Below are 19,547 nucleotides of genomic sequence, written 5' to 3' on the forward strand. Positions count from 1 at the left end.
GCTCAATAGACGTCGCTCAGTAGACGTCGCGGCGGTAGCGGCCGGCGGCCAGCAGGCCGTCGACGCATGTGTCGCCGAGGATTTCGCGCAGCGCGCCATCGACGCCCGAGGCCATGCCCTGGAGGCTGCCGCAGACCAGGATGGCCGCGCCCGCGTCGACCCAGTCGCGCAGGCGGGAGGCTTCGGCGCGGAGCGCGTCCTGCACGTAGCCGCAGTGCACCGTCGCGCGGCCGGAAGACAGCGCATCGGCGGGAACGCCGCTGCCCCCGGTACCGCGCGAGAAGGCCAGGTCCAGGCGCTCGAGTCCGCCCTCGCCGAGCCAGCGCAGGATGTCGTCGCGCTGGTGGAAGTCGCGGTCGCCGTGGCGCTCGCCGAACAGCAGCCAGCTGCGCGCCTGGCGGCTGGCCTGGCGCTCGGCCAGGTGCGCGCGCAGGCCGGCGATGCCGGTGCCGTTGCCGACCAGCAGCATTGGCGTGGTGGCCGGCGGGCCGTGGAAGCCGGGGTTGGCGCGGATGCGCAGGTCGACGTCGCCGCCTGGCTGCACGTGGTCGCACAGCCAGCCGCTGCCGACGCCGGGCGTGCCGTCGGGGCGCAGCATGCGCCGCAGCAGCAGGCGCAGGCTGCCTTCGCCGGGGATGGACGCGATCGAGTACTCGCGCGAGGGCAGGGGCTGCAGCCGGTCGGCCACCGCCTGGGCGTCCAGCCCGCGGAGATCGTCGGCAGGCGGGAGCTGCGAGCGCGAGAGCTGCGCGCCAAGCGTGCGCGTGGCCTCGCCGACGCGTACCGGCGAGGCGGCGTCGAGGCCCGCCGCGGCCAGCAGGGCGGCCACCGCGGCGGGTACCTGGCGGGGGCCGACCTCGGCGATGTCACCGGCGCGCCAGGCGCCGGCCGATCCGTCCGGCGGCAGCAGGCGCAGTTCGAACACCGGTTCGCCCTCGCTGCCCGGATTGAGCTCGCGGCGCTGCGCCAGGGTCCAGGCCTGGTAGGCCACCGGCGTCCAGTCGGGCAGGGCGGGGGCGCCGGCGGCAACGCCCAGGTGATGCTGCCAGTGGCGCAGCGCCGCCGGATCGCCATTGTCGACTTCGACCAGGTCGAACAGCGGGCTTGCCCCGGACTGGCGCAGCCACTGGTCGAGCGCGTGCCCGAAGGCGCAGTAGTTGCGGTAGCCACGGTCGCCGAGCGCCAGCACGGCGTAGCGCAGCCCGGGCAGGCGGGCGTCGTCGCGCATGCAGGCGCCGATGAAGCCGGCGGCGGCGTCGGGCGGATCGCCCTCGCCGGTGGTGCTTGCGATGAACAGCACCTGCCGCACGGCCGCCAGGGTCTTGGCGTCCAGCGATGCGATGTCGCGGGTGCGCGCCTCCAGGCCGGCGGCCTGCAGCGACGTGGCCGTGCGCTGTGCGATCTCCGCGGCCTGGCCGGTCTGGCTGGCGTGGACCACGAGCCACTCGCCGGCCGCCGGCAGGCCCGCATCGGCTGCCGCCGTCGCGGCGTCCGCGCGGGCGGCGCCGCGTGCGCGCAGCACGGTGGCGGCGCTGGCCAGCAGCCAGGCCAGTGCGACCAGGGCGGCGGCGACGCCGCGTCCGCCGGTCGGGTATCCCGGCCACCAGGTCTCTTCGTGCAGGGGCAGGAAGGCGAGCGCGGCCGCGCCCAGCGCCAGCAGCACGCCGGCCTGCGCCGCGCGTGCGGCGGTGGAGGTGCGCGCGCCGGTCACGGGGCCAGCCGCTGCAGGAAGGCGTCGGTCGCCTGCACGCGGAGGCCGTCGGCCGCGCGCATCACCCAGCGTGCGGCGAGGCCCCGCGCCTGTGCCAGCGCCAGGCCCGCGTCGGGTCCCAGCACGGTCAGCGCGGTGGCCCAGGCGTCGGCGGCCAGCGCTGTGCCGACGACCACGGTGACCGCCGCCGGCGCGTGCGCGACGGGCGCGCCGCTGCGCGGGTCGATCGTGTGCGAATACAGGCGGCCGCCGTGTTCGAAGCGGTGCCAGTGATCGCCCGAGGTGGCGACCGCGGCGTCGTCGAGCTCGATCACGCAGGCTGCGGCGGCGTCCCGCTGCGCGTCGCCGGGGGCCCCGGCATCGCCGCCGTCGCCGTCGCCGTCCCTGTCGGCGTCCGGCCAGGCCTCGGCCAGTACCTTCCACGCGCTGCCGTCCGGCTTGCGGCCGTAGCCACGCAGCTCGCCGCCGACCTCGACCAGCGCGGCGGGCACGCCCCGGGCCTGCAGCCAGTCCACCACGGCATCCACGCCATGGCCCTTGGCGATGCCGGACAGGTCGAGGGCGGTGCCGCCGGGCTGCAGCACCCGCTGGCCCACCGGATCGAGCGCGATCCGCTGCCAGCCCGTGCGCGCGCGCGCCTGCGCCAGCGCCTCTTCGTCCGGCACGCGCCCGCCGTCGCCGCCGGGGCCGAAGCCCCAGGCCTCGACCAGCGGACCCACGCTCGGGTCGAACGCGCCCTCGCTGGCGGCGGCGATCGCCAGCGCCTCGCGCAGCACGTCGAAGAACTGCTGCGGCAGCGCCTGCCAGCTGCCGGCGGGTGCACGGTTGTAGAGGCTGATGTCGGAGTCGCGCTCCCAGGTGCTCATCTGCGCGACCACGCGGTCCAGGCAGGCCTGGACGCCGTCGTGTAGCGGATGCAGGTCCGCGCCCGGCGCAGCCGCGACCGAGGCGTGCCAGCGCGTGCCCATGGTGGCGCCGCCCAGCGCGTGCACCGCGAGGGCGCGGCGCGCATCGACGGCGCCGTGCGGGCCCATTACTGCGGCAGCACTTCCAGGGTGGCGACGTAGCCGAGGCGGCGGCCGGTGGCCTGCGGCAGGCTGGCCTGGTCGTCCTGCAGGCCGGTCTCCAGCCAGTAGATGCCGGCTTCCGGCCAGGTCACGCGCAGCAGGCCCTCGGCGTCGGTGGTCGCGGCGATGTCGTCCTGGGCGTTGCGGTAGCGGGTGCCGCCGCGGACGATCTCGAACTCGAGGCCTGCCGCCGGCTTGCCGTCGACCAGGATGCGGAAGGTCGCCTCCTCGCCCGCGAACAGATCGTTGGGATGGGTCACCGGCTCCAGCTCGATGCCCTGGCCGGTCGGGGCCAGCGCGGTGGTGTTCGGCGCGCCATTGGTGACGAAGGTTTCGACGCGGCGGACGGTCTCGGTGACTTCGAGGTTGCGGGCGTCCTTCGGCACCTTGGTGGCCAGGTCCTCGGCGGTGGCACTGCGCAGGAAGCCGCCGCGCGCGGCCGGGCCGGGCGGCGTGCCGTCGGCCTCGGCCTTCGCCTTCGCGGCCAGGCTCTCGGCCGTGTCCCAACGCGCCGACATGCCGCTGCCGGCATTGGCGATGCGGTAGGTGCCCTGCTGCGCGAGCTGCACGTCGAAGGTGCTGCGGAACTTGCCGGTGGCGCCGTTGGCCAGCTCCGCGCGGCTGCCGTCGGGCGTGGTCACGGTGATGCCGTCCAGGCGCATCGGCACGTGGTCGGGGAAGAACAGCTGGTTGGACACCGCGGCGTCGAAGGTCACCCAGACGTCGCCGCCGGCGACGACGGCCTGCGAGGGGATGATCCACTGCTTGTGCGCCGAGGCGGCCATGGGCAGCGCGGCGGCCAGGGCGAGCGCGAGTGCGAGGGTCTTCTTCATCATCATGTCTCCGGAAGGGAATGCGGTGGAGTCGCCGGCGCGGCGTGCGGCCGGCGCGTCGTGCGGGCGGGCGTCAGGGCCGGATGGCGAGGCTCACCGCGCCGAGTTCGGTCTTGCCCTGGGCCTTGCCCGACTGCGCGGTCGTGGCCGGCCAGTCGAAGGGAATCTTCAGCAGCTCGCGGCCGCCGACTTCGCGCACGGCCTCGACCACCACGCTGTAGCGCCCGGGCGCGAGGCCGGACAGCCGCGGATCGCGGGCGTTGAACTTCAGCGCGTGGCGGCCCGCGGGCCGGGTCGGCCCGCTGACGCCGTCCACCGGCATCTGCTGCGTGCGCCCCGACTTGCGCCACCACTGGCGCAGGTCGGGCAGCCACTTGGTGCCGTGGCCTTCGGCGGTGTCCTTCATCATGTACCAGACCGACAGGTCGGCCGCGGCCTTGCCGTCGGCGCCTTCGACATAGACCGCGACGTAGGGCCGGTGGTACTCGGCGACGGACATCGACGGCACCTCGACCTCGACGGTCAGCTCCGCCGCGTAGGCCGGCGTGGCCAGCAGGCCGCTGAGGACGATGGTCAGGGGAATGCGCATGTGCGGGTTCCTGGGTTGATGTGGGTCAATGGATGAACAGCAGCGCCAGCAGCACGGGGACCACCAGTCCCAGGCCCACCCAGGGCCAGGTGCCGGGCCGCTGCCGGGCGTGCATCTGCAGCAGGAACAGCCCGGTCAGCGTGAACACGATGCAGGCGATGGCGAAGACGTCGATGAACCAGCCCCAGGCCGGCCCCGAATTGCGGCCCTTATGCAGGTCGTTGAGGTAGGAGATCCAGCCGCGGTCGGTGCGTTCGTACTCCACCGTGCCGCCGGCCTTGTCGATCGCCAGCCAGGCGTCGCGGCCGGGGCCGGGCATCGACAGGTAGACCTCGTCCTCCGACCACTCGGCTTCGCGGCCGCCGGTGGGTGCGCCCAGCTCGTCGCGCAGCCAGCGCTCGAGCTCGCGCGGCAGCGGTGCGTTGCCTTCGGCGTGGGCGTCGAGATGGGGCAGGAGCTCCGCGGGCAGCTCGAGCTGGCGGTTGTCGACCTCCGGGCTGCCCTCGATCTTCGCGGCGTGGTTGAGCGTGATCCCGGTGACCGCGAACAGCAGCATGCCGACCAGGCACACCGCCGAGCTGATCCAGTGCCACTGGTGCAGGGTGCGCAGCCAGAAGCCGCGGCGCTGGGCCGCGGCATTGCCGGAAGGTACGGAGGGTCGGGTCATCGAGGGCCGGCGTCGCGGGTCAGAACTGCACGTTCAGGCTGAGCCACAGGTTCCGCGACTTGTCCTTGTTGTTGTAGTCGTCGAAATAGGTGGGCGTGTAGGCGCCGTTCGCGTCCTGCGTCCACACGGTGCGGAAGCTGGTGAAGTCCTCGTCGAGCAGGTTGTTGATGCGCGCGTTGAGGCGGACATTGTCGCTGAAGCGGTACTGCGCGCCGAGGTGGAGGACGGTGTAGTCCTCGTAGTCGTGGCGGACGCCGTCGATCACGTCGCGGTAGCGCTTGGAGCGGGTCTCCGACGACAGCTGCAGGCTGAAGTCATCGGTGGCCTGCCAGTTGATGCTGGCGTTGACCATGTGCTTCGCGGTGTTGGTCAGCGGCAGGCCCTCCTGCTCGCCGCTCAGCTGCTCGCTGTCGGTGAAGGTGTAGTTGGCGCGCAGCGACCAGGCCTCGCTGATGCCCCAGCGGCCGGCGACTTCGGCGCCCTGCACGCGCACCTCGTCGATGTTGATGTTCTGCGCATAGGTCGTGTAGCCGAGCAGCGCGAAGTCGCCGAGGTTGGCGCAGGGGCGCACGCCGCCGGTCTGCTCGCAGCTCAGGCTGGTCTCGCCGCGGGCGATCTTGTCGTCGAAGTCGTTGCGGAAGACGGTGATGTTGAAGTTGTGTTCGCCGTCGGGCGCGGTCCAGTACAGCGCGACCTCGGTGTTGACGCTGGTCTCCGGCTCGAGGTCGGGGTTGCCGACGAAGGGCGAGGTGCCCTGGCCGCCGAAGCCGATGATGCCGTCGTACAGGTCGGTGGTCTTGGGCGTCTTGTAGCCCGTGCTGACGCCGCCCTTCAGGGTCCAGTCCTCGGCCAGGTCCCACACCGCGTACGCGCGCGGGCTCAGGTGGCTGCCGAACATGTTGTGGTCGTCGTGGCGCACGCCCAGGGTGATGGTGAGTGCGTCGACCGGGGTCCAGTTGTCCTCCGCGAACACCGACCACATCCGGTGCTCCTGGACGGTGCCGGCGCCGTCGCCGCCACCCTCCATGCCGAACACGCCGTCCTCCAGCTCGCCGTCGATGACCTGGCCGCCGACGATCACATGGTGGTTCGCGCCCAGCGCGAAGTCGAGCTTGCCGTCCAGCGTGTACTGGCGGCTCTCCATGGTGCGCTTTGGGCGCGGCAGGAAGGTGTGGATGGCCAGCTGCTGGCGCTCGTCGCGCCCGAGGCCGGCGTACGGGCCGGTGTCGCAGACGATGGCATTGCCACAGTAGATGTCGTCGTGCAGCAGGCGCTCGGCCACGGTGAAGGGCAGGGTGCGGCCGTGGTTGGCGGTCTCGATGTGCGACAGCGACAGGAAGCTGTTGCCGAACTCCCACTGCCCCTGGTGGGTCAGCGACCACTGGTCGCGGGTGAACTCCTGGTCGGCGGCGTAGCCCACGCGCGGTGGCGACCGCCAGATGCCCCCCAGCCCGTCCACGGTCCCCAGCGGGTAGGTCTCGGTGCCGAGGTTGTTGAGGTAGGGCGTGTTGTCGTACACCTGCTCGGAGCGGTCGTACTCGAACACCACGCTCTGGAACTCGCCGGGCGTCCAGCTCAGGGTCACGCCGGCGCTCTTATTGGTGTTGTCGACCGTCTTGCCGCCGCCGCCGAAGCCCAGCGAGCGCTCGAACTCCGTGCCGTCGGGCGCGGTGATCACTTCGTACTCGGGAGTGGACGAATTGCGGTCGTACCAGGAGCCGCGCACGGCCAGGCCCAGCGTGTCCTCGACCAGCGGCCCCATCACCGCGAAATCGAAGGTGCTGTCGCTGCCGAAGTCGTCGTTTTCCTGCAGGTTGTGCGAAGCGGTGGCCGAGCCCATCCAGCGATGGCCGACCTTGCGCGTGATGATGTTGATCACGCCGCCCAGCGCGTCCGCCCCATACAGCGTCGACGCCGGGCCGCGGATCACTTCGATGCGCTCGATCATGTCCAGCGGCGGCACGTGGTTGAACTGGTTGCCGCCGAAGTTGTTGGGATAGATGTCGCCGTGGTTGTTCTGGCGCTTGCCGTCGATGAGGATCAACGTGTAGTCAGGCCCCATGCCGCGCATGCTGACGGTCTTCTGCCCGGTCTTGTCCGAGGTCTCGCCGACGTCGATGCCCTCGAGGTCGCGCACGGCGTCGGTCAGGGTCACGTAGGGGCGCGTGGACAGGTCCTCGCGGGTGATGACGCTGATGCTGGCGGGCGCGTCGGTGATCTTCTGCTCGAACCCGGCAGCCGTGACCACGATGGTGTCGAAGTCGGTGGCATCGGCGCCACCGTCGGGCATGGCGTCCTGCGCCATGGCCTGTGACAGCGGCAGCAGCAGGGCGATCGAGGTGGACAGCAGGGTGCGCGCGGGCGCACGTCGCGCAGGGCGGGCGGCGTGGTTGGACATGGGACGGGGATGCTCCGAAGCGGGGTTCTTGGCGGGCCCGCGTCACTGGCGGCGGCTGGACGCGTGGAGGGTCGCCGGGTCTGCAGGCGGCCGGGCGGCTCCATGAATGGCCTGCATCTTAATGAGAACCATTAGCATGTGCAACGGATTCTTGATTCCATCCGGGCGCCGGGGGCGCCGCCGGACGGGTGGCGGCGGTCAGCCCCGGTCGTCGCGGGTCCAGATGCCGTCGTGTTCCCGTTTCACCGGGAACTTCGCCACCGGCTCGTAGGCCGGGGCGCAGAGCGCACGGCCGTCGCGGACGTCGAACTTCGCACCGTGCAGCACGCATTCGATGGTGCCGCTGGCGGGGTCGAAGGCGCCGGCCGACAGCTCGAAGTCCTCGTGGCTGCAGACGTCCTCGAGCGCATAGAGTTCGCCGTCGAGGTTGAGCACCAGGATCGGGGTACCGGTGACCTCGTCGAAGGCGCCGCGCATCTCGCCGGGCAGCAGCTCGGCGCTGGCGCAAACGAAGGTCCAGACGTCGCTCACAGGGTTTTCTCCAGGACCTCGAAGCGCAGGTCGCCGCGCTTCGGGATGCCGAAGCGGATGTCGCCATAGGGGAAGGGGTGGTGGACGCCGGTGCGCCGGTAGCCCAGCCGCTGGTACCACGCGATCAGCTCGTCGCGCAGGTCGATCACGGTCATCTGCATCTTCGGCAGTCGCCACTCGTCGCGGGCGATGCGCTCGCACTCGGCCAGCGTCGCACGGCCGATGCCGCCGCCCTGGCAGGCCGGCTCGACCGCGAACATGCCGAAGTAGCCGCGCTCGCCGAGGTCCGCGACGTGGGCGCAGGCCAGCAGCTCGGAACCGCGCAGGCCCAGCACCACGCGGCTGCCGGGGCGGCCGATGTCCGCGCGCAGCACGTCGGCGTCGATGCGCTCGCCGTCGAGCAGGTCGGCCTCGGTGGTCCAGCCGGCGCGGCTGGCGTCGCCGCGGTAGGCGCGGGTCACCAGCTGCACGATGGCGTCGATGTCGGCGTCGGTGGCGGCGCGGAAGTGCAGGTCGGTCATGCCGCGATTGTGCCGGCCCCCGGCGGCCTCACGCCAGCAGCCGGCGCACCTTGTGCAGGGCGGCGATGAAGGCGTCGATCTCGTCGTGGGTGTTGTAGAAGGCCAGCGACGCGCGGCAGGTCGCGGTGACCCCCAGCCACTCCAGCAGCGGATGCGCGCAGTGCTGGCCGGAGCGTACCGCCACGCCTTCCAGGTCGAGCAGGGTGGCGAGGTCGTGCGAATGCACGCCGTCGATCGCGAACGACACCACCGCCGCCTTGCCGGGCGCGGTGCCGAACACGCGCAGGCCGTCGACCTTGGCGAACTCCTCGTCCAGGTGCGCCAGGAGCGCCTGTTCGCGTGCTTCCACGTGCTCCATGCCCAGGGTCGACAGATAGTCGACCGCCGCGCCCAGGCCGACGAAGCCGGCGATGTTGGGCGTGCCGGCCTCGAACTTGCGCGGCGGGTCGTTGAACACGGTGCCGCCGTCCAGCCGCACTTCCCTGATCATCTCGCCGCCACCGATGAAGGGCGGCATGGCCTCCAGGTGCTCGCGCCGCGCCCACAGCGCGCCGGTGCCGGTCGGCGCGCACATCTTGTGGCCGGTGAGCGCATAGAAGTCGCAGCCGATGGCAGCGACGTCGACCGGACGGTGCGGCAGCGCCTGCGAGCCGTCGACCACGGTGACGATGCCGCGCTTGCGTGCCTCCCGACAGATGTCGGCGACCGGATTGACGGTGCCGAGCACGTTGCTGACGTGGCCGACCGCGAGCAGCTTCACAGCGCCGGTCATCTTCGCGCGCAGCATGTCCAGGTCGAGGCGGCCATCGGGCAGCAGCTCGACCACGTCGATGCGCGCGCCGGTGCGCTGCGCCACCAGCTGCCAGGGCACGATGTTGGCGTGGTGCTCCATGCGCGTGAGCAGGATGACGTCGCCGGCCTCCAGCCGCGGCAGCGCCCAGGAGTACGCCACCAGGTTGATCGCGAAGGTGGTGCCGCTGGTGAGCACCAGGTCGTCGGCGCGCACGTTGAGGAAGCGCGCCAGCTTCGCCCGCGCGCCCTCGTAGGCCTCGGTGGCCTCGCTGCCGAGCTGGTGCACGGCGCGGCTGACGTTGGCGTTGTGGCGGCGGTAGAAGGTGTCGACGGCCTCGATCACCGCCGCCGGCTTCTGCCCGGTGTTGGCCGAGTCGAGGTAGACCAGCGGCTTGCCGTGGACCTCGCGCGCAAGCAGCGGGAAATCCCCGCGGACCCTGTTCCAGTCCACCCCGGACCCCGACGCCCCGTTCCCCGACTGCGGGGGAAGGCCGGGATGGGGGCGCGCCTCGCCGGGCACGCTCATGCCAGCGCCTGCGCCGCGATCGCCCGGTCCAGCCAGGCCTCCAGCCGCTCGCGGATCGCCGGCGTCTCCACCACCGACACCAGCGGCTCGCGCACGAAGGCCGCGGTCAGCAGCGCCCGCGCCTCGTCCTCGGGCAGGCCGCGCGAGCGCAGGTAGAACATGGCGTTCTCATCCAGCTGGCCGACGGTCGCGCCGTGCGCGGCGGTCACCTCGTCGGCGTGGATCACCAGCACCGGCTGGGTGTCGATCTCGGCGGTGTCGGACAGCAGCAGGTTCTTGTTCGACAGCTTCGCATCGGTGCCGTCGGCGCCCTCGCGGATCTCGATGCCGCCGTGGAAGACCGCGCGGCCGCGGCCGGCGGCCATGCCGCGCCAGCCCAGCTCGCAGCGGGTGTCGCGGGCGATGTGGTCGATGCCCAGGCGGGTGTCGAGGTGGCGCCGGCCCGAGGCCAGCAGCACGCCGTTGGCGACCAGTTCGGCATTCTCGCCTTCCAGGCGCACGTTGAGCTCGTGGCGCGACAGCGCGCCGCCCAGTTCGAGATCGAGGCGGCGGTAGCTGGACTCGCGCGCGAGCACGGCGTCGGTGCGGGTGAACAGCGTCGCGCGGTCCGACTCGTCCTGCACGCGGGCGTGGCGCAGCGAGGCGTTCGCGGCCAGGTGCACGTGGGCGATGGCGTTGCCGAGGTGGGCATGCCCGCCGCCGGCGACGTGGTGCTCGATCACCGTGGCCGACGCGCCGCGGCGCAGCTCGACCAGGTGGCGCGCGTGCCAGGCGAGGTCGCCTTCGGCGGGCAGGCCGATGAAGACCAGGTGCACCGGCGCCTCCACCGCCACGCCCTCGGCGATGCGCAGCACCGCGCCGTCGTCGGCGAGCGCGGCGTTGAGGCGGGCGAAGACTTCGTCCGCGCGCTCATAGCTGCGTGCGAGCACGTTGCTTTCGCGCGGGTCGGGATCGGCAAGCGCCTGGGCCATGGTCAGCAGGCGCGCGCCCTCGGGCAGGCCGGACAGATCGGACAGCGCCGCATCATGGCGACCGTTGACGAACACCAGGCGCGGCGCCGGGATGTCGGCGATCAGCGCCGGGTCGACGCCGGCGTGGGGTAGCGGTACCGGCGAGAAGCCGCGGCGCTCGAGCTGGCGCAGCGAGGTGTACTTCCAGGCCTCGCTGCGCGCATGCGGCAGGCCGTCGCGCAGCGCGGCCTCCATCGCGGCGCGGCGTGCGCCACCACCGCTGAAGCCCGCGGCCAGCGAATCGAGCAGGGTCGCCATTACGCCACCGCCTCCGGTACCTTGCGCTCGCGCAGCCATTCGTAGCCCTGGGCTTCCAGCTGCAGGGCCAGCTCCGGGCCGCCGGACTCGACGATGCGGCCGTCGGCCAGCACATGCACGAAGTCCGGCTTGATGTACTCGAGCAGGCGCTGGTAGTGGGTGATCACCAGGAAGGCGCGCTCGGGCGAGCGCAGCGCGTTGACGCCGTCGGCGACCTGGCGCAGGGCGTCGATGTCGAGTCCGGAGTCGGTCTCGTCCAGGATCGCCAGCTTCGGCTCCAGCACCGCCATCTGGAAGATCTCGTTGCGCTTCTTCTCGCCGCCGCTGAAGCCTTCGTTGACGCCGCGGTGCAGCAGCTTGTCGTCGAGGTGCAGCACGCCGAGCTTCTCGCGCACCACCTTCAGGAACTGCATCGAGTCCAGCTCGTCCTGGCCGCGCGCCTTGCGCTGCGCGTTGAGCGCGCTGCGCAGGAAGTAGGTGTTGTTGACGCCCGGGATCTCGACCGGGTACTGGAAGGCGAGGAAGACGCCGGCGGCGGCGCGCTCCTCGGGCTCCAGCGCCAGCAGGTCGGCGCCCTCGAAGGCGACGCTGCCGTCGGTGACCTCGTAGCCGTCACGCCCGGAAATGATGTTGCCCAGCGTGGACTTGCCGGCGCCGTTGGGGCCCATGATGGCGTGCACCTCGCCGGGCTTCACCTCCAGCGAGAGGCCCTTGAGGATTTCGCGGTCGCCGCCGACGGTGGCGTGCAGGTTGTCGATCTTCAGCATTTCGTTCTCTCGTGTCTGGGACGACCGGCCAACCGACCGACCTCCCGATTCCTGTAGGAGCAGCTACAGCTGCGACCCGCCCTCGCGGCAGCCGCACCCGCGACCGCCCGGTCTCAGCCCACCGAGCCCTCGAGGCTCACTTCCAGCAGCTTCTTCGCCTCCACCGCGAACTCCATCGGCAGCTCGCGGAACACCTGCTTGCAGAAGCCGTCGACGATCAGGCTGACGGCGTCCTCCTCGCCCAGCCCGCGGCTGCGGCAATAGAACATCTGGTCGTCGCTGATCTTCGAGGTCGTGGCCTCGTGCTCGACGGTGGCCGTCGGGTGCTTCACCTCGATGTAGGGGAAGGTGTGCGCGCCGCACTCCTTGCCGATCAGCAGGGAATCGCACTGGGTGTAGTTGCGCGCGCCCTCGGCCTTGGAGCCGACCTTGACCAGGCCGCGGTAGGTGTTCTGGCCGCGCCCGGCGCTGATGCCCTTGCTGATGATCTTCGACTTGGTGCGCTTGCCCAGGTGGATCATCTTGGTGCCGGTGTCGGCCTGCTGGCGGTGGTGGGTCAGCGCCACCGAGTGGAACTCGCCCGACGAGTCGTCGCCCAGCAGCACGCAGCTCGGGTACTTCCAGGTGATCGCCGAGCCGGTCTCGACCTGGGTCCAGATCACCTTGCTGCGGTCGCCGCGGCACTCGGCGCGCTTGGTCACGAAGTTGTAGATGCCGCCGACGCCGTTCTCGTCGCCGGGGTACCAGTTCTGCACGGTGGAGTACTTGATCTCCGCGTCTTCCAGCGCCACCAGCTCGACCACCGCGGCGTGCAGCTGGTTCTCGTCGCGCATCGGCGCGGTGCAGCCTTCGAGGTAGGAGACGTGGCCCCTGTCCTCGCAGATGATCAGGGTGCGCTCGAACTGGCCGGTGTGGCCGGCGTTGATGCGGAAGTAGGTGGAAAGCTCCATCGGGCAGCGCACGCCCTTCGGGATGAACACGAACGAGCCGTCCGAGAACACCGCCGAGTTCAGCGCCGCGAAGTAGTTGTCGCCCACCGGCACTACGGTGCCCAGGTACTTCTTCACCAGCTCCGGATGGCTCCTGATGGCCTCGGACATGGAGCAGAAGATCACGCCCTTCTCCTGCAGCTCCTTCTGGAACGTGGTGCCGACCGAGACCGAGTCGAACACCGCGTCCACGGCCACGCCGGCGAGCTTCGCGCGCTCGTGCAGCGGCACGCCGAGCTTGTCGTAGGTGTCGAGCAGCTCCTGCGGGACCTCGTCGAGCGACTTGTACTTCGGACCCTTGGGCGCGGAGTAGTAGCTCAGCGCCTGGAAGTCGATCGGCGCGATCGAAAGCTTCGCCCAGTGCGGCACCGGCATGGTCAGCCAGTGGCGGTAGGCTTCGAGGCGCCATTCGGTCATCCACTCCGGCTCCTCCTTCTTGGCCGAGAGCGCGCGGATCACGTCCTCGTCCAGGCCGGGCGGCAGCGAGTCGGACTCGATGTCGGTGACGAAGCCGGCCTCGTACTTGCGGCCGAGCTGTTCGTGGATCTCCCGGTTCGCGACCGGTTCTTCGATGGGGGTGTCGATCTGGGTGGCCATTGCGGGCTGCCTGGTATTCAAACGGTGGCGAGGCGGGCGGGGATGCGGCGCGTTCCGCCGGCCTCGGGATCGGGGTGGGGCGGCGCGTCCAGCATCTGCGCCAGGCTGACGCCGCGCAGGGCGTCGGCGACGATGTCGTTGATGCGCCGCCAGTTGGCGCGGGCGCCGCACTGGCTGGCGATGCCGCAGCTGGTGTCGTCGAGGCTGCATTCGGTCATCGCCAGCGGACCTTCCATGGCCTCGACGATGGCGATCAGGCTGATGTCTTCCGGAGGGCGCGACAGGCGGTAGCCGCCGTGGGCGCCGCGGAAGGCCTCGAGCAGGCCGGCCTGCGCCAGTGGCCGGAGCACCTTGCTGACCGTCGGCGGCTCCAGGCCCGCGCGCTCGGCCAGCTCGGCCGCGCTGAGCACGCGATCGGGCTCGACCGCGAGCACGGTGAGCACGACGGTGGCGTAGTCGGTGAGGCGGGTGACGCGGAGCATGCCGGGGTGGGGTCCTTCAATCAGGACCGAAATTGTATGCTTTTGCGCCGTGCGGGTCCAAGCCCACCGCTGGACGCTGCGTTCCGGTCGCTCGCCGCCGGCAGGCGGCGCGGGCGCGGTGGCGCGTCCGGGGTGTCGCGGCCACAATGCCCCTTTCCCCTGCGAGACAACGTCGCCGATGGCCAGCAAGGACAAGTCGGACAAGAACAGGTCGGACAAGAAGAAGAGGAAGAAGATCGAGGCCCGCCGCTCGGAGATCCACGGCAACGGCGTCTTCGCCACCGACGTGATCGAGGCCGGCGAGCGCATCATCCGCTACAAGGGCCTGCTGCGCAGCCACGACGAGGTCGACGAGGCCTACGGCGACGTCGACGAGAACGGCCATACCTTCCTGTTCACGCTCAACGACGACTACGTCATCGACGGCAACATCGACGGCAACGTCGCGCGCTGGATCAACCACAGCTGCGCGCCCAACTGCGAGGCGGTGGTGGAGGAGGACGACCGCGACCGCCGGCACAAGGACAAGGTCTTCATCGAGGCCCTGCGCCGGATCGAGCCCGGCGAGGAGCTGACCTACAACTACGGCATCGTGCTCGAGGAGCGCTACACGCCCAAGCTGAAGAAGCTCTGGGGCTGCCGCTGCGGCGCGCCGGACTGCACCGGGACGATGCTCCAGCCCAAGCGCTGAGCCGGCCGGGCCGGCGCTTCGCGGTAACGCGCGATGCGCCGGCGGGCCCAAGGGTTCGCATGACTCTTGCCGCTCGCGGGCCGGTGCCGGCGGGCGTACAACGCGGTTCGCATTCCATCCGGTCGCCAGCATGACGCCGCGCCGCTTCGCCCCGCTGTCCTTCCTCCTGGCCGTGCTCGCCGTCCCCGCGGCGGCGATCGAGGTCGACGGCCGCATCGATCCGACGGAGTGGGCCGGGGCGCGCCACGTCGTCGACTTCCGCAAGGTCCAGCCGCTCTCCGGCGAGCCGGCATCGCTGCAGACCGAGGCCTGGGTGCTGGCGACCCCCGAGGGCCTGGCGGTGGCCTTCCGCAACCGGCAGCCGGCGTCGGTGCCGCGCACCCGCCAGCGCGTCCAGCGCGACTTCGACGAGCAGGTCGACCGGGTCAACCTGATGGTCGACTTCGACGGCGACGGACGCACCGGCTACAACTTCGTGGTCGCCTCGACCGGCGGGGTCGGCGACGCCGTGATCACCAGCCAGAACCAGTTCAACGACGACTGGGACGGCCACTGGCGCCACGCCGTGTCGGAGGACGGGGAAGGCTGGTCGGCGGAGATGCTGATTCCCTGGTACATCGCGCCCATGCGCGGCGGGGACGGCGGCACGCGCACGCTCCGGGTGTACCTCGACCGCGTCGTCGGCTCCACCGGCGAGCGCGTGGCCTGGCCCGCGGCCAGCTACCAGCGCGCCCGCTTCCTGTCCGACTTCGCGGCGATGGAGGTGCCGCTGTACAGCCAGTCGCTGCTGGCGGTCACGCCCTATGCCTCCGGCCTGTACGACAACGTCGGCGGGCGCGGCGATGCCAACGCCGGCGTCGACGTGTTCTGGAAGCCGAGCGGACAGTTCCAGCTGACCGCCACGATCAATCCCGACTTCGGGCAGGTGGAAAGCGACGACCTGGTGGTCAACTTCAGCGCCACCGAGACCTTCATCAGCGACAAGCGGCCGTTCTTCACCGAGAACCAGGGCCTGTTCGAATACACCACGCCGTCCGACGACAGCCAGCTGCTGTACACGCGCCGCATCGGCGGCCCCGCCGACGACGGCCTGGGCTCGGGCGACATCGACGCCGCGCTGAAGCTCAACGGCAGCGTCGGCGCCGCGAAGTACGGCCTGTTCGCGGCCGAGGAATCGGGCGAGGCCGGGCGCAGCTTCGCCGCGCTGCGCCTGGTGCGCGATTTCAGCCGGCAGGACGTGGGCATGATGCTCACCCACGTCGAGCGGGCATGGCTGGACCGCGAGGCCACGGTGTTCGGCGTCGACCACAACTGGCGGCCGGGCGCGCGCTGGAACGTGCGCAGCCGGGTGTTCGGCAGCCATGTCCGTCAGCCGGGGGAGGACGGCGACGGCCAGGACCTCGGCGCCACCGTCTGGGCCGACTACGAGATGGAGCACGGCTGGCGCCAGCAGTGGATCGCGATGCACTTCGGCGACGCGCTCGAGCTCAACGACATGGGCTACCTGGCGCGCAACAACCTGAATTACGGCCACTGGCAGGTGTCGCGGCGCTTCGCGTCGCTGCCGGAGGCGTCGCGCTACGCGTCCAAGGACTGGCGCTGGCGCGCGAGCTCCACCTTCAACGACCATGGCGAGCGCCTCAACCACCAGTTCCGGGTGAGCCGCGACAGCCAGCTGCGCGACGGCAGCTACGAGTACGCGCAGGTCAACGTCAACAGCGCGGGCGTGGACGACCGGCTGACCCGCGGCCACGGCGTGCTGCGGCTGCCGTCGAACTTCAGCGCGTACTTCGAGTACGGGCGCCCGCGCAAGGGGCGCTGGGCCTGGGACGTCGAGGCCGAGGTCTTCAGCCACGGCCTGGCCGGCAACGACCGGCTTGGCCACGCGCTGGAGATCGAGCCGGCCTGGTTCGCCAGCGATGCCCTGCGGGTGCACGCCGGCCTTTCCACCGTGCATCGGCCGGACTGGCTGCTGTGGCAGGGCGGCAACCTGGTGGGCGGGTTCGACGGGCGGGAACTGGCGTTCAATGCCGGGCTGGACTGGGCCATCGGCGAACGCCAGGAGCTGCGGGTGAAGCTGCAGGCGCTCGCGATCGACGCGCGGCTGCGCCAGGCCTGGCGCGTGGACCCGTCCGGCGCAGCCGTGGCGGTCGACGATCCGGTGGACGACTTCAGCGTGCGTACGCTTGGCTTCCAGGTCCGTTACCGATACGAGCTGGCGCCGCTGTCGTATCTGTACGTGGTCTACGCGCGCGGCGGCTACCGCGAGGACCCCTGGACGATCGAGCCGTTCGACGGACTGCGCGACAGCTTCGACCTGCGCGACGACGAGCAGCTGATGGTCAAGTTGAGCTACCGCTTCGAGCTGTAGGCCCGCTCAGGGCTGGTATTCGCGCAGCTCCGCGGACGCGATGCGCCACGCGCGCTGGTCGGCGCCGGCGCCATCGGCCATTGCGCGCCTCAGGACATAGGCACCGACGTAGCGCTGTTCGCTGCCGTCGGCGCGGGTCATGGTGACCGACACCGGGATTTCGACGTAGCGCGAACCGGCGGCGGCTTCGACGCGGCCCGCTTCCCCCGGCTGCACCGTGACCGTGCGCGTGTCGGCAAAGCCCGCCGCGAACTGCTGCGGCGTCTGGCCGCTGCTGCGGCCGCCGTCCGACCACAGCGCATAGGCCTGGGCGTGACGGCCCGCGGAGATCGCGGCGTAGTACGCGCGGATGACCGCGACGGCGTCTGCCGCGGTGGGTTCGGCAGGCGCGGCTGGCGAGGTCGCCGCTGGCCCCGGCGCCATCGGCGCGGAGGGATCGATGGCCGCGTCGGCGACGGGGAGCGGCGCTTCGCCCACCAGGATCACCGGCGGCTCGCCGCTGGCCAGGCCGGCTTCCGGTTCGTCTTCCAGCGGCGGCAGTCCGTCCGTGGAGGCGACGCCGGGAATCGGCACCACCATCGCAACGCCATCGACGCTGGCCGACGCCGGTGCCGCGCCGCCGAGCGGCACGTCGCCGGGGCCCGGGCCATCCGGCATGCCGGTGACGGATCCCGTGGCCTGGCCCGGAGCGGGCAGGGCCTCGACCTGCCCGCCGTCGGTGGCGGCGGCGGGCGCGACCTGGTCATCGCCGCCGCAGGCGACGAGCGCGAGGCACAGCAGGACGGAAACGAAGCGGCTGGCAGGAGGCATGGCGTCGATCGCGGAGCGGGTGCAGCGTCGAACCATACGCGCGCGCGATGAACGCATCGTCAGCGCCGGCTCAGGGCGGCGGCAGCAGCGCGCGGCGGTGCGGCTGCAGCCACGCCAGCAGCATCCCGAGCAGCTCCATGGCCAGCAGGTCCAGCGCCACCTGGCGCAGCATCAGCGACAGCGGCAGCGGCTGCGCGACGAAGGCCAGCATGTGCCAGGGCACGAACGAGACCAGCGCGATCGCGAGCCCGAAGCGTGCGCCGCGCGCAAGCTCGACGCCGTCGCTTGCCGGCATGCGCCGGTACAGCCAGGTCATCGCGAGGCCGAGCAGCAGGTAGGCCGGCAGGATCCACGCCGCGTGCGCGTTCGCCTGCGCCTGCGTGCGGTAGAGGGCGGCCATGGCCTGGTAGTCCGCGCGCAGCAGCACGCCGTGGACGAGCATGCCGAGGATCAGCGCGGCCGCGCCCACCACGATGCCGCAGATCCAGAAGCGCTTGTCCATCGACTCTCCCCCTGCGTGCGTTCGCGACCGTTCGCAGCCTAGCGCCAAGGGGTTGCGGCGTCGATCACCTGGCCGGCGCGTCCGATGCGGCGTCGCCGCCGCTGGCCGCGGCCCGCAGCAGCGGCAGCGGATCGATGGCGCCGTCGTCGCCGTAGATGCCGTAGTGCAGGTGCGGGGGCGTGCCGCGTGCGTTGCCGGTGTCGCCGACGCTGCCCAGCACGCGGCCTTCCTCCACCACGTCGCCTGCCGCCAGTCCCGGCGCCCAGTCGTCGAGGTGGGCGTAGTAGTGGCGTTGGCCGGCGGGCCCGAGGACCCACACCTGGCGCCCGCCCAGACCGCCCTCGCGCACCGAGGACACCACCCCGCGGGTCGCGCTCACCACGTCGGTACCACGGGTGGCGAAGATGTCCACGCCCTGGTGCGTGCGGTCGCGACCACGCGGCGTACCGAAGGTGTCGGCCACCTGCCGCGCGCGGACGCCGGCCACCGGCATCGCGACGGCGTCCGGCGGCGGCATCCGCGACAGTTCCCACAGCGTGCGCGGCCGGGCCATGAAGGGCTGGCGCCACGCCCAGTCGGCGACGACCGCGACTGCCGCCAGCACCAGCAGCCAGGCCAGCAGGCGCAGCAGCGCACGCATGCTCAGCCGCGCTGGAGTTCGCGTTCGAGGCGCTGGCGCAGGTCGTCGTCGAGCCTGAGCTGGCGCGCGAGCTCGTCGAGGTAGGCGCGCTCCATGAAGCTTTGCTCGTCGGCCGCCAGCAGGCTGGCGAGGTACATCTCCGACGCGATCTCCGGCGTGGTCGCCGCGCGTGCGACCTCGGCGGGATCCAGCGGCTTGGCGAGCTCGGCGTGCAGCCACTGCTGCACTTCGCGGTCGGGATTGAGGCGGGCGAACTCGCCCTCGATGACGCTGCGCTCGCGGTCGTCGATGTGGCCGTCGGCCTTTGCCGCACCAACCAGCGCGCGCAGGATCGCCTCGCTGTGCAGCGCCGCCTGCGGCGGTGGCAGGCGGTCGACGGTCTGCGGCTGCACGGCCTGGCCGCCCTGCTGCGCCTTGTAGTCGCCGTAGGCCTTGTAGGCCATCACGCCGATCGCGGCCAGTCCGCCGTAGGTGGCAAGCTTGCGCGTGGTCTTGTTCTTGCCCAACAGCAGGCCGAGGGCGCCGCCGGTGATCGCGCCCTTGCCGAAGTCGGCGTTGAGCAGGCCGCCGCCGGGCGATCCGCCGGTGCCCGGAGAGGCGGACTGGGACTGGGACTTGAGGAGGTGGTCGAGGAAGCCTTGCAGGTTCATGCGTGTTCCAGCTCGTGCGTGGAGGGGCCGGCGCGAGGCCGGGATCCCAGCATGCACGAGGCGGCGTCGCGGGCGCGTTGCGGGTCCTGAAACGACTCGGGACGGCAATGCCGTCCCGAGCAGGTCGAAGCGGTGGCGCGTCGCG

At 71.6% G+C, this 19,547-nt stretch carries 19 protein-coding genes; 2 read left to right on the top strand and 17 right to left on the bottom strand.

Annotated elements, in window-relative coordinates:
- Positions 1–16: 16 nt before the first annotated feature.
- The 13 genes from H9645_RS13105 to H9645_RS13165 form a co-directional block, all read right to left on the bottom strand.
- Complete coding sequence (locus H9645_RS13105; RefSeq protein WP_191730133.1) at positions 17–1,711, bottom strand: sulfite reductase subunit alpha; 1,695 nt, start codon at positions 1,709–1,711, stop codon at positions 17–19.
- A complete protein-coding gene (locus H9645_RS13110; RefSeq protein ID WP_191730134.1) occupies positions 1,708–2,745 on the bottom strand; it encodes an FAD:protein FMN transferase in 1,038 nt (345 codons plus the stop codon). The genes H9645_RS13105 and H9645_RS13110 overlap by 4 nt, the downstream gene beginning before the upstream one ends.
- Positions 2,745–3,611 carry a DUF4198 domain-containing protein gene (locus tag H9645_RS13115; protein ID WP_191730135.1) on the bottom strand — a complete coding sequence of 289 codons (867 nt, stop codon included), beginning with the start codon at positions 3,609–3,611 and terminating at the stop codon, positions 2,745–2,747. The genes H9645_RS13110 and H9645_RS13115 overlap by 1 nt, the downstream gene beginning before the upstream one ends.
- Before the next feature lie 73 nt (positions 3,612–3,684).
- Positions 3,685–4,200, bottom strand: a complete 516-nt coding sequence (locus H9645_RS13120) for a DUF2271 domain-containing protein (protein ID WP_191730136.1) — start codon at positions 4,198–4,200, stop codon at positions 3,685–3,687.
- Positions 4,201–4,225: 25 nt separating this feature from the next.
- Entirely contained in the window at positions 4,226–4,867 is a 642-nt protein-coding gene (locus tag H9645_RS13125; protein ID WP_191730137.1) for a PepSY-associated TM helix domain-containing protein, read from the bottom strand.
- 19 nt (positions 4,868–4,886) lie between these two features.
- Positions 4,887–7,265, bottom strand: coding sequence for a TonB-dependent receptor domain-containing protein (locus H9645_RS13130; RefSeq protein ID WP_191730138.1), 2,379 nt, complete (start codon positions 7,263–7,265; stop codon positions 4,887–4,889).
- Positions 7,266–7,463: 198 nt separating this feature from the next.
- Positions 7,464–7,796, bottom strand: a complete 333-nt coding sequence (locus H9645_RS13135; protein ID WP_191730139.1) for a non-heme iron oxygenase ferredoxin subunit — start codon at positions 7,794–7,796, stop codon at positions 7,464–7,466.
- Entirely contained in the window at positions 7,793–8,317 is a 525-nt protein-coding gene (locus tag H9645_RS13140; protein WP_191730140.1) for a GNAT family N-acetyltransferase, read from the bottom strand. Before H9645_RS13140 ends, H9645_RS13135 begins: the two co-directional genes overlap by 4 nt.
- Positions 8,318–8,345: 28 nt before the next feature.
- Complete coding sequence (locus tag H9645_RS13145) at positions 8,346–9,560, bottom strand: cysteine desulfurase (protein WP_318240549.1); 1,215 nt, start codon at positions 9,558–9,560, stop codon at positions 8,346–8,348.
- A gap of 71 nt (positions 9,561–9,631) precedes the next feature.
- Positions 9,632–10,903, bottom strand: coding sequence for a Fe-S cluster assembly protein SufD (sufD, locus tag H9645_RS13150; protein ID WP_191730142.1), 1,272 nt, complete (start codon positions 10,901–10,903; stop codon positions 9,632–9,634).
- Complete coding sequence (sufC, locus tag H9645_RS13155; RefSeq protein ID WP_191730143.1) at positions 10,903–11,670, bottom strand: Fe-S cluster assembly ATPase SufC; 768 nt, start codon at positions 11,668–11,670, stop codon at positions 10,903–10,905. Before sufC ends, sufD begins: the two co-directional genes overlap by 1 nt.
- 113 nt (positions 11,671–11,783) lie before the next feature.
- Complete coding sequence (gene sufB, locus H9645_RS13160; RefSeq protein WP_191730144.1) at positions 11,784–13,256, bottom strand: Fe-S cluster assembly protein SufB; 1,473 nt, start codon at positions 13,254–13,256, stop codon at positions 11,784–11,786.
- A gap of 17 nt (positions 13,257–13,273) precedes the next feature.
- Positions 13,274–13,738, bottom strand: a complete 465-nt coding sequence (locus H9645_RS13165; RefSeq protein ID WP_191730145.1) for an SUF system Fe-S cluster assembly regulator — start codon at positions 13,736–13,738, stop codon at positions 13,274–13,276.
- 178 nt (positions 13,739–13,916) lie between these two features.
- On the opposite strand from H9645_RS13165, the gene H9645_RS13170 reads away from it, so the two are divergent.
- Both H9645_RS13170 and H9645_RS13175 read left to right on the top strand, forming a co-directional pair.
- A complete protein-coding gene (locus tag H9645_RS13170) occupies positions 13,917–14,429 on the top strand; it encodes an SET domain-containing protein (protein ID WP_191730146.1) in 513 nt (170 codons plus the stop codon).
- A gap of 130 nt (positions 14,430–14,559) precedes the next feature.
- The gene (locus H9645_RS13175) at positions 14,560–16,800 is read left to right on the top strand and encodes a DUF5916 domain-containing protein (RefSeq protein WP_191730147.1); all 2,241 of its coding nucleotides are present in this window, start codon (positions 14,560–14,562) and stop codon (positions 16,798–16,800) included.
- Positions 16,801–16,806: 6 nt separating this feature from the next.
- On the opposite strand, the gene H9645_RS13180 is transcribed toward H9645_RS13175, so the two are convergent.
- From H9645_RS13180 to H9645_RS13195, 4 genes are all read right to left on the bottom strand, one after another.
- Positions 16,807–17,610, bottom strand: coding sequence for a hypothetical protein (locus H9645_RS13180; RefSeq protein ID WP_191730148.1), 804 nt, complete (start codon positions 17,608–17,610; stop codon positions 16,807–16,809).
- Positions 17,611–17,680: 70 nt separating this feature from the next.
- Positions 17,681–18,112, bottom strand: a complete 432-nt coding sequence (locus H9645_RS13185; protein WP_191730149.1) for a hypothetical protein — start codon at positions 18,110–18,112, stop codon at positions 17,681–17,683.
- A gap of 64 nt (positions 18,113–18,176) precedes the next feature.
- Entirely contained in the window at positions 18,177–18,752 is a 576-nt protein-coding gene (locus H9645_RS13190; protein WP_191730150.1) for a M23 family metallopeptidase, read from the bottom strand.
- 2 nt (positions 18,753–18,754) lie between these two features.
- Entirely contained in the window at positions 18,755–19,402 is a 648-nt protein-coding gene (locus H9645_RS13195; protein ID WP_191730151.1) for a tellurite resistance TerB family protein, read from the bottom strand.
- Positions 19,403–19,547: the final 145 nt, after the last annotated feature.

The organism is Luteimonas colneyensis, assembly GCF_014836665.1.
Classification (GTDB): Bacteria; Pseudomonadota; Gammaproteobacteria; order Xanthomonadales; family Xanthomonadaceae; genus Luteimonas; species Luteimonas colneyensis.

What these genes read in the sequence shown, in the direction of transcription:
- H9645_RS13140 (WP_191730140.1), bottom strand. Translation starts at nt 8,317, where the DNA reads ATGACCGACCTGCACTTCCGCGCCGCCACCGACGCCGACATCGACGCC.
- sufD (WP_191730142.1), bottom strand. Translation starts at nt 10,903, where the DNA reads ATGGCGACCCTGCTCGATTCGCTGGCCGCGGGCTTCAGCGGTGGTGGC.
- H9645_RS13130 (WP_191730138.1), bottom strand. Translation starts at nt 7,265, where the DNA reads ATGTCCAACCACGCCGCCCGCCCTGCGCGACGTGCGCCCGCGCGCACC.
- H9645_RS13175 (WP_191730147.1), top strand. Translation starts at nt 14,560, where the DNA reads ATGACGCCGCGCCGCTTCGCCCCGCTGTCCTTCCTCCTGGCCGTGCTC.
- H9645_RS13195 (WP_191730151.1), bottom strand. Translation starts at nt 19,402, where the DNA reads ATGAACCTGCAAGGCTTCCTCGACCACCTCCTCAAGTCCCAGTCCCAG.
- H9645_RS13115 (WP_191730135.1), bottom strand. Translation starts at nt 3,611, where the DNA reads ATGAAGAAGACCCTCGCACTCGCGCTCGCCCTGGCCGCCGCGCTGCCC.
- sufC (WP_191730143.1), bottom strand. Translation starts at nt 11,670, where the DNA reads ATGCTGAAGATCGACAACCTGCACGCCACCGTCGGCGGCGACCGCGAA.
- H9645_RS13120 (WP_191730136.1), bottom strand. Translation starts at nt 4,200, where the DNA reads ATGCGCATTCCCCTGACCATCGTCCTCAGCGGCCTGCTGGCCACGCCG.
- H9645_RS13190 (WP_191730150.1), bottom strand. Translation starts at nt 18,752, where the DNA reads ATGCGTGCGCTGCTGCGCCTGCTGGCCTGGCTGCTGGTGCTGGCGGCA.
- H9645_RS13185 (WP_191730149.1), bottom strand. Translation starts at nt 18,112, where the DNA reads ATGGACAAGCGCTTCTGGATCTGCGGCATCGTGGTGGGCGCGGCCGCG.
- H9645_RS13165 (WP_191730145.1), bottom strand. Translation starts at nt 13,738, where the DNA reads ATGCTCCGCGTCACCCGCCTCACCGACTACGCCACCGTCGTGCTCACC.
- H9645_RS13180 (WP_191730148.1), bottom strand. Translation starts at nt 17,610, where the DNA reads ATGCCTCCTGCCAGCCGCTTCGTTTCCGTCCTGCTGTGCCTCGCGCTC.
- sufB (WP_191730144.1), bottom strand. Translation starts at nt 13,256, where the DNA reads ATGGCCACCCAGATCGACACCCCCATCGAAGAACCGGTCGCGAACCGG.
- H9645_RS13170 (WP_191730146.1), top strand. Translation starts at nt 13,917, where the DNA reads ATGGCCAGCAAGGACAAGTCGGACAAGAACAGGTCGGACAAGAAGAAG.
- H9645_RS13110 (WP_191730134.1), bottom strand. Translation starts at nt 2,745, where the DNA reads ATGGGCCCGCACGGCGCCGTCGATGCGCGCCGCGCCCTCGCGGTGCAC.
- H9645_RS13125 (WP_191730137.1), bottom strand. Translation starts at nt 4,867, where the DNA reads ATGACCCGACCCTCCGTACCTTCCGGCAATGCCGCGGCCCAGCGCCGC.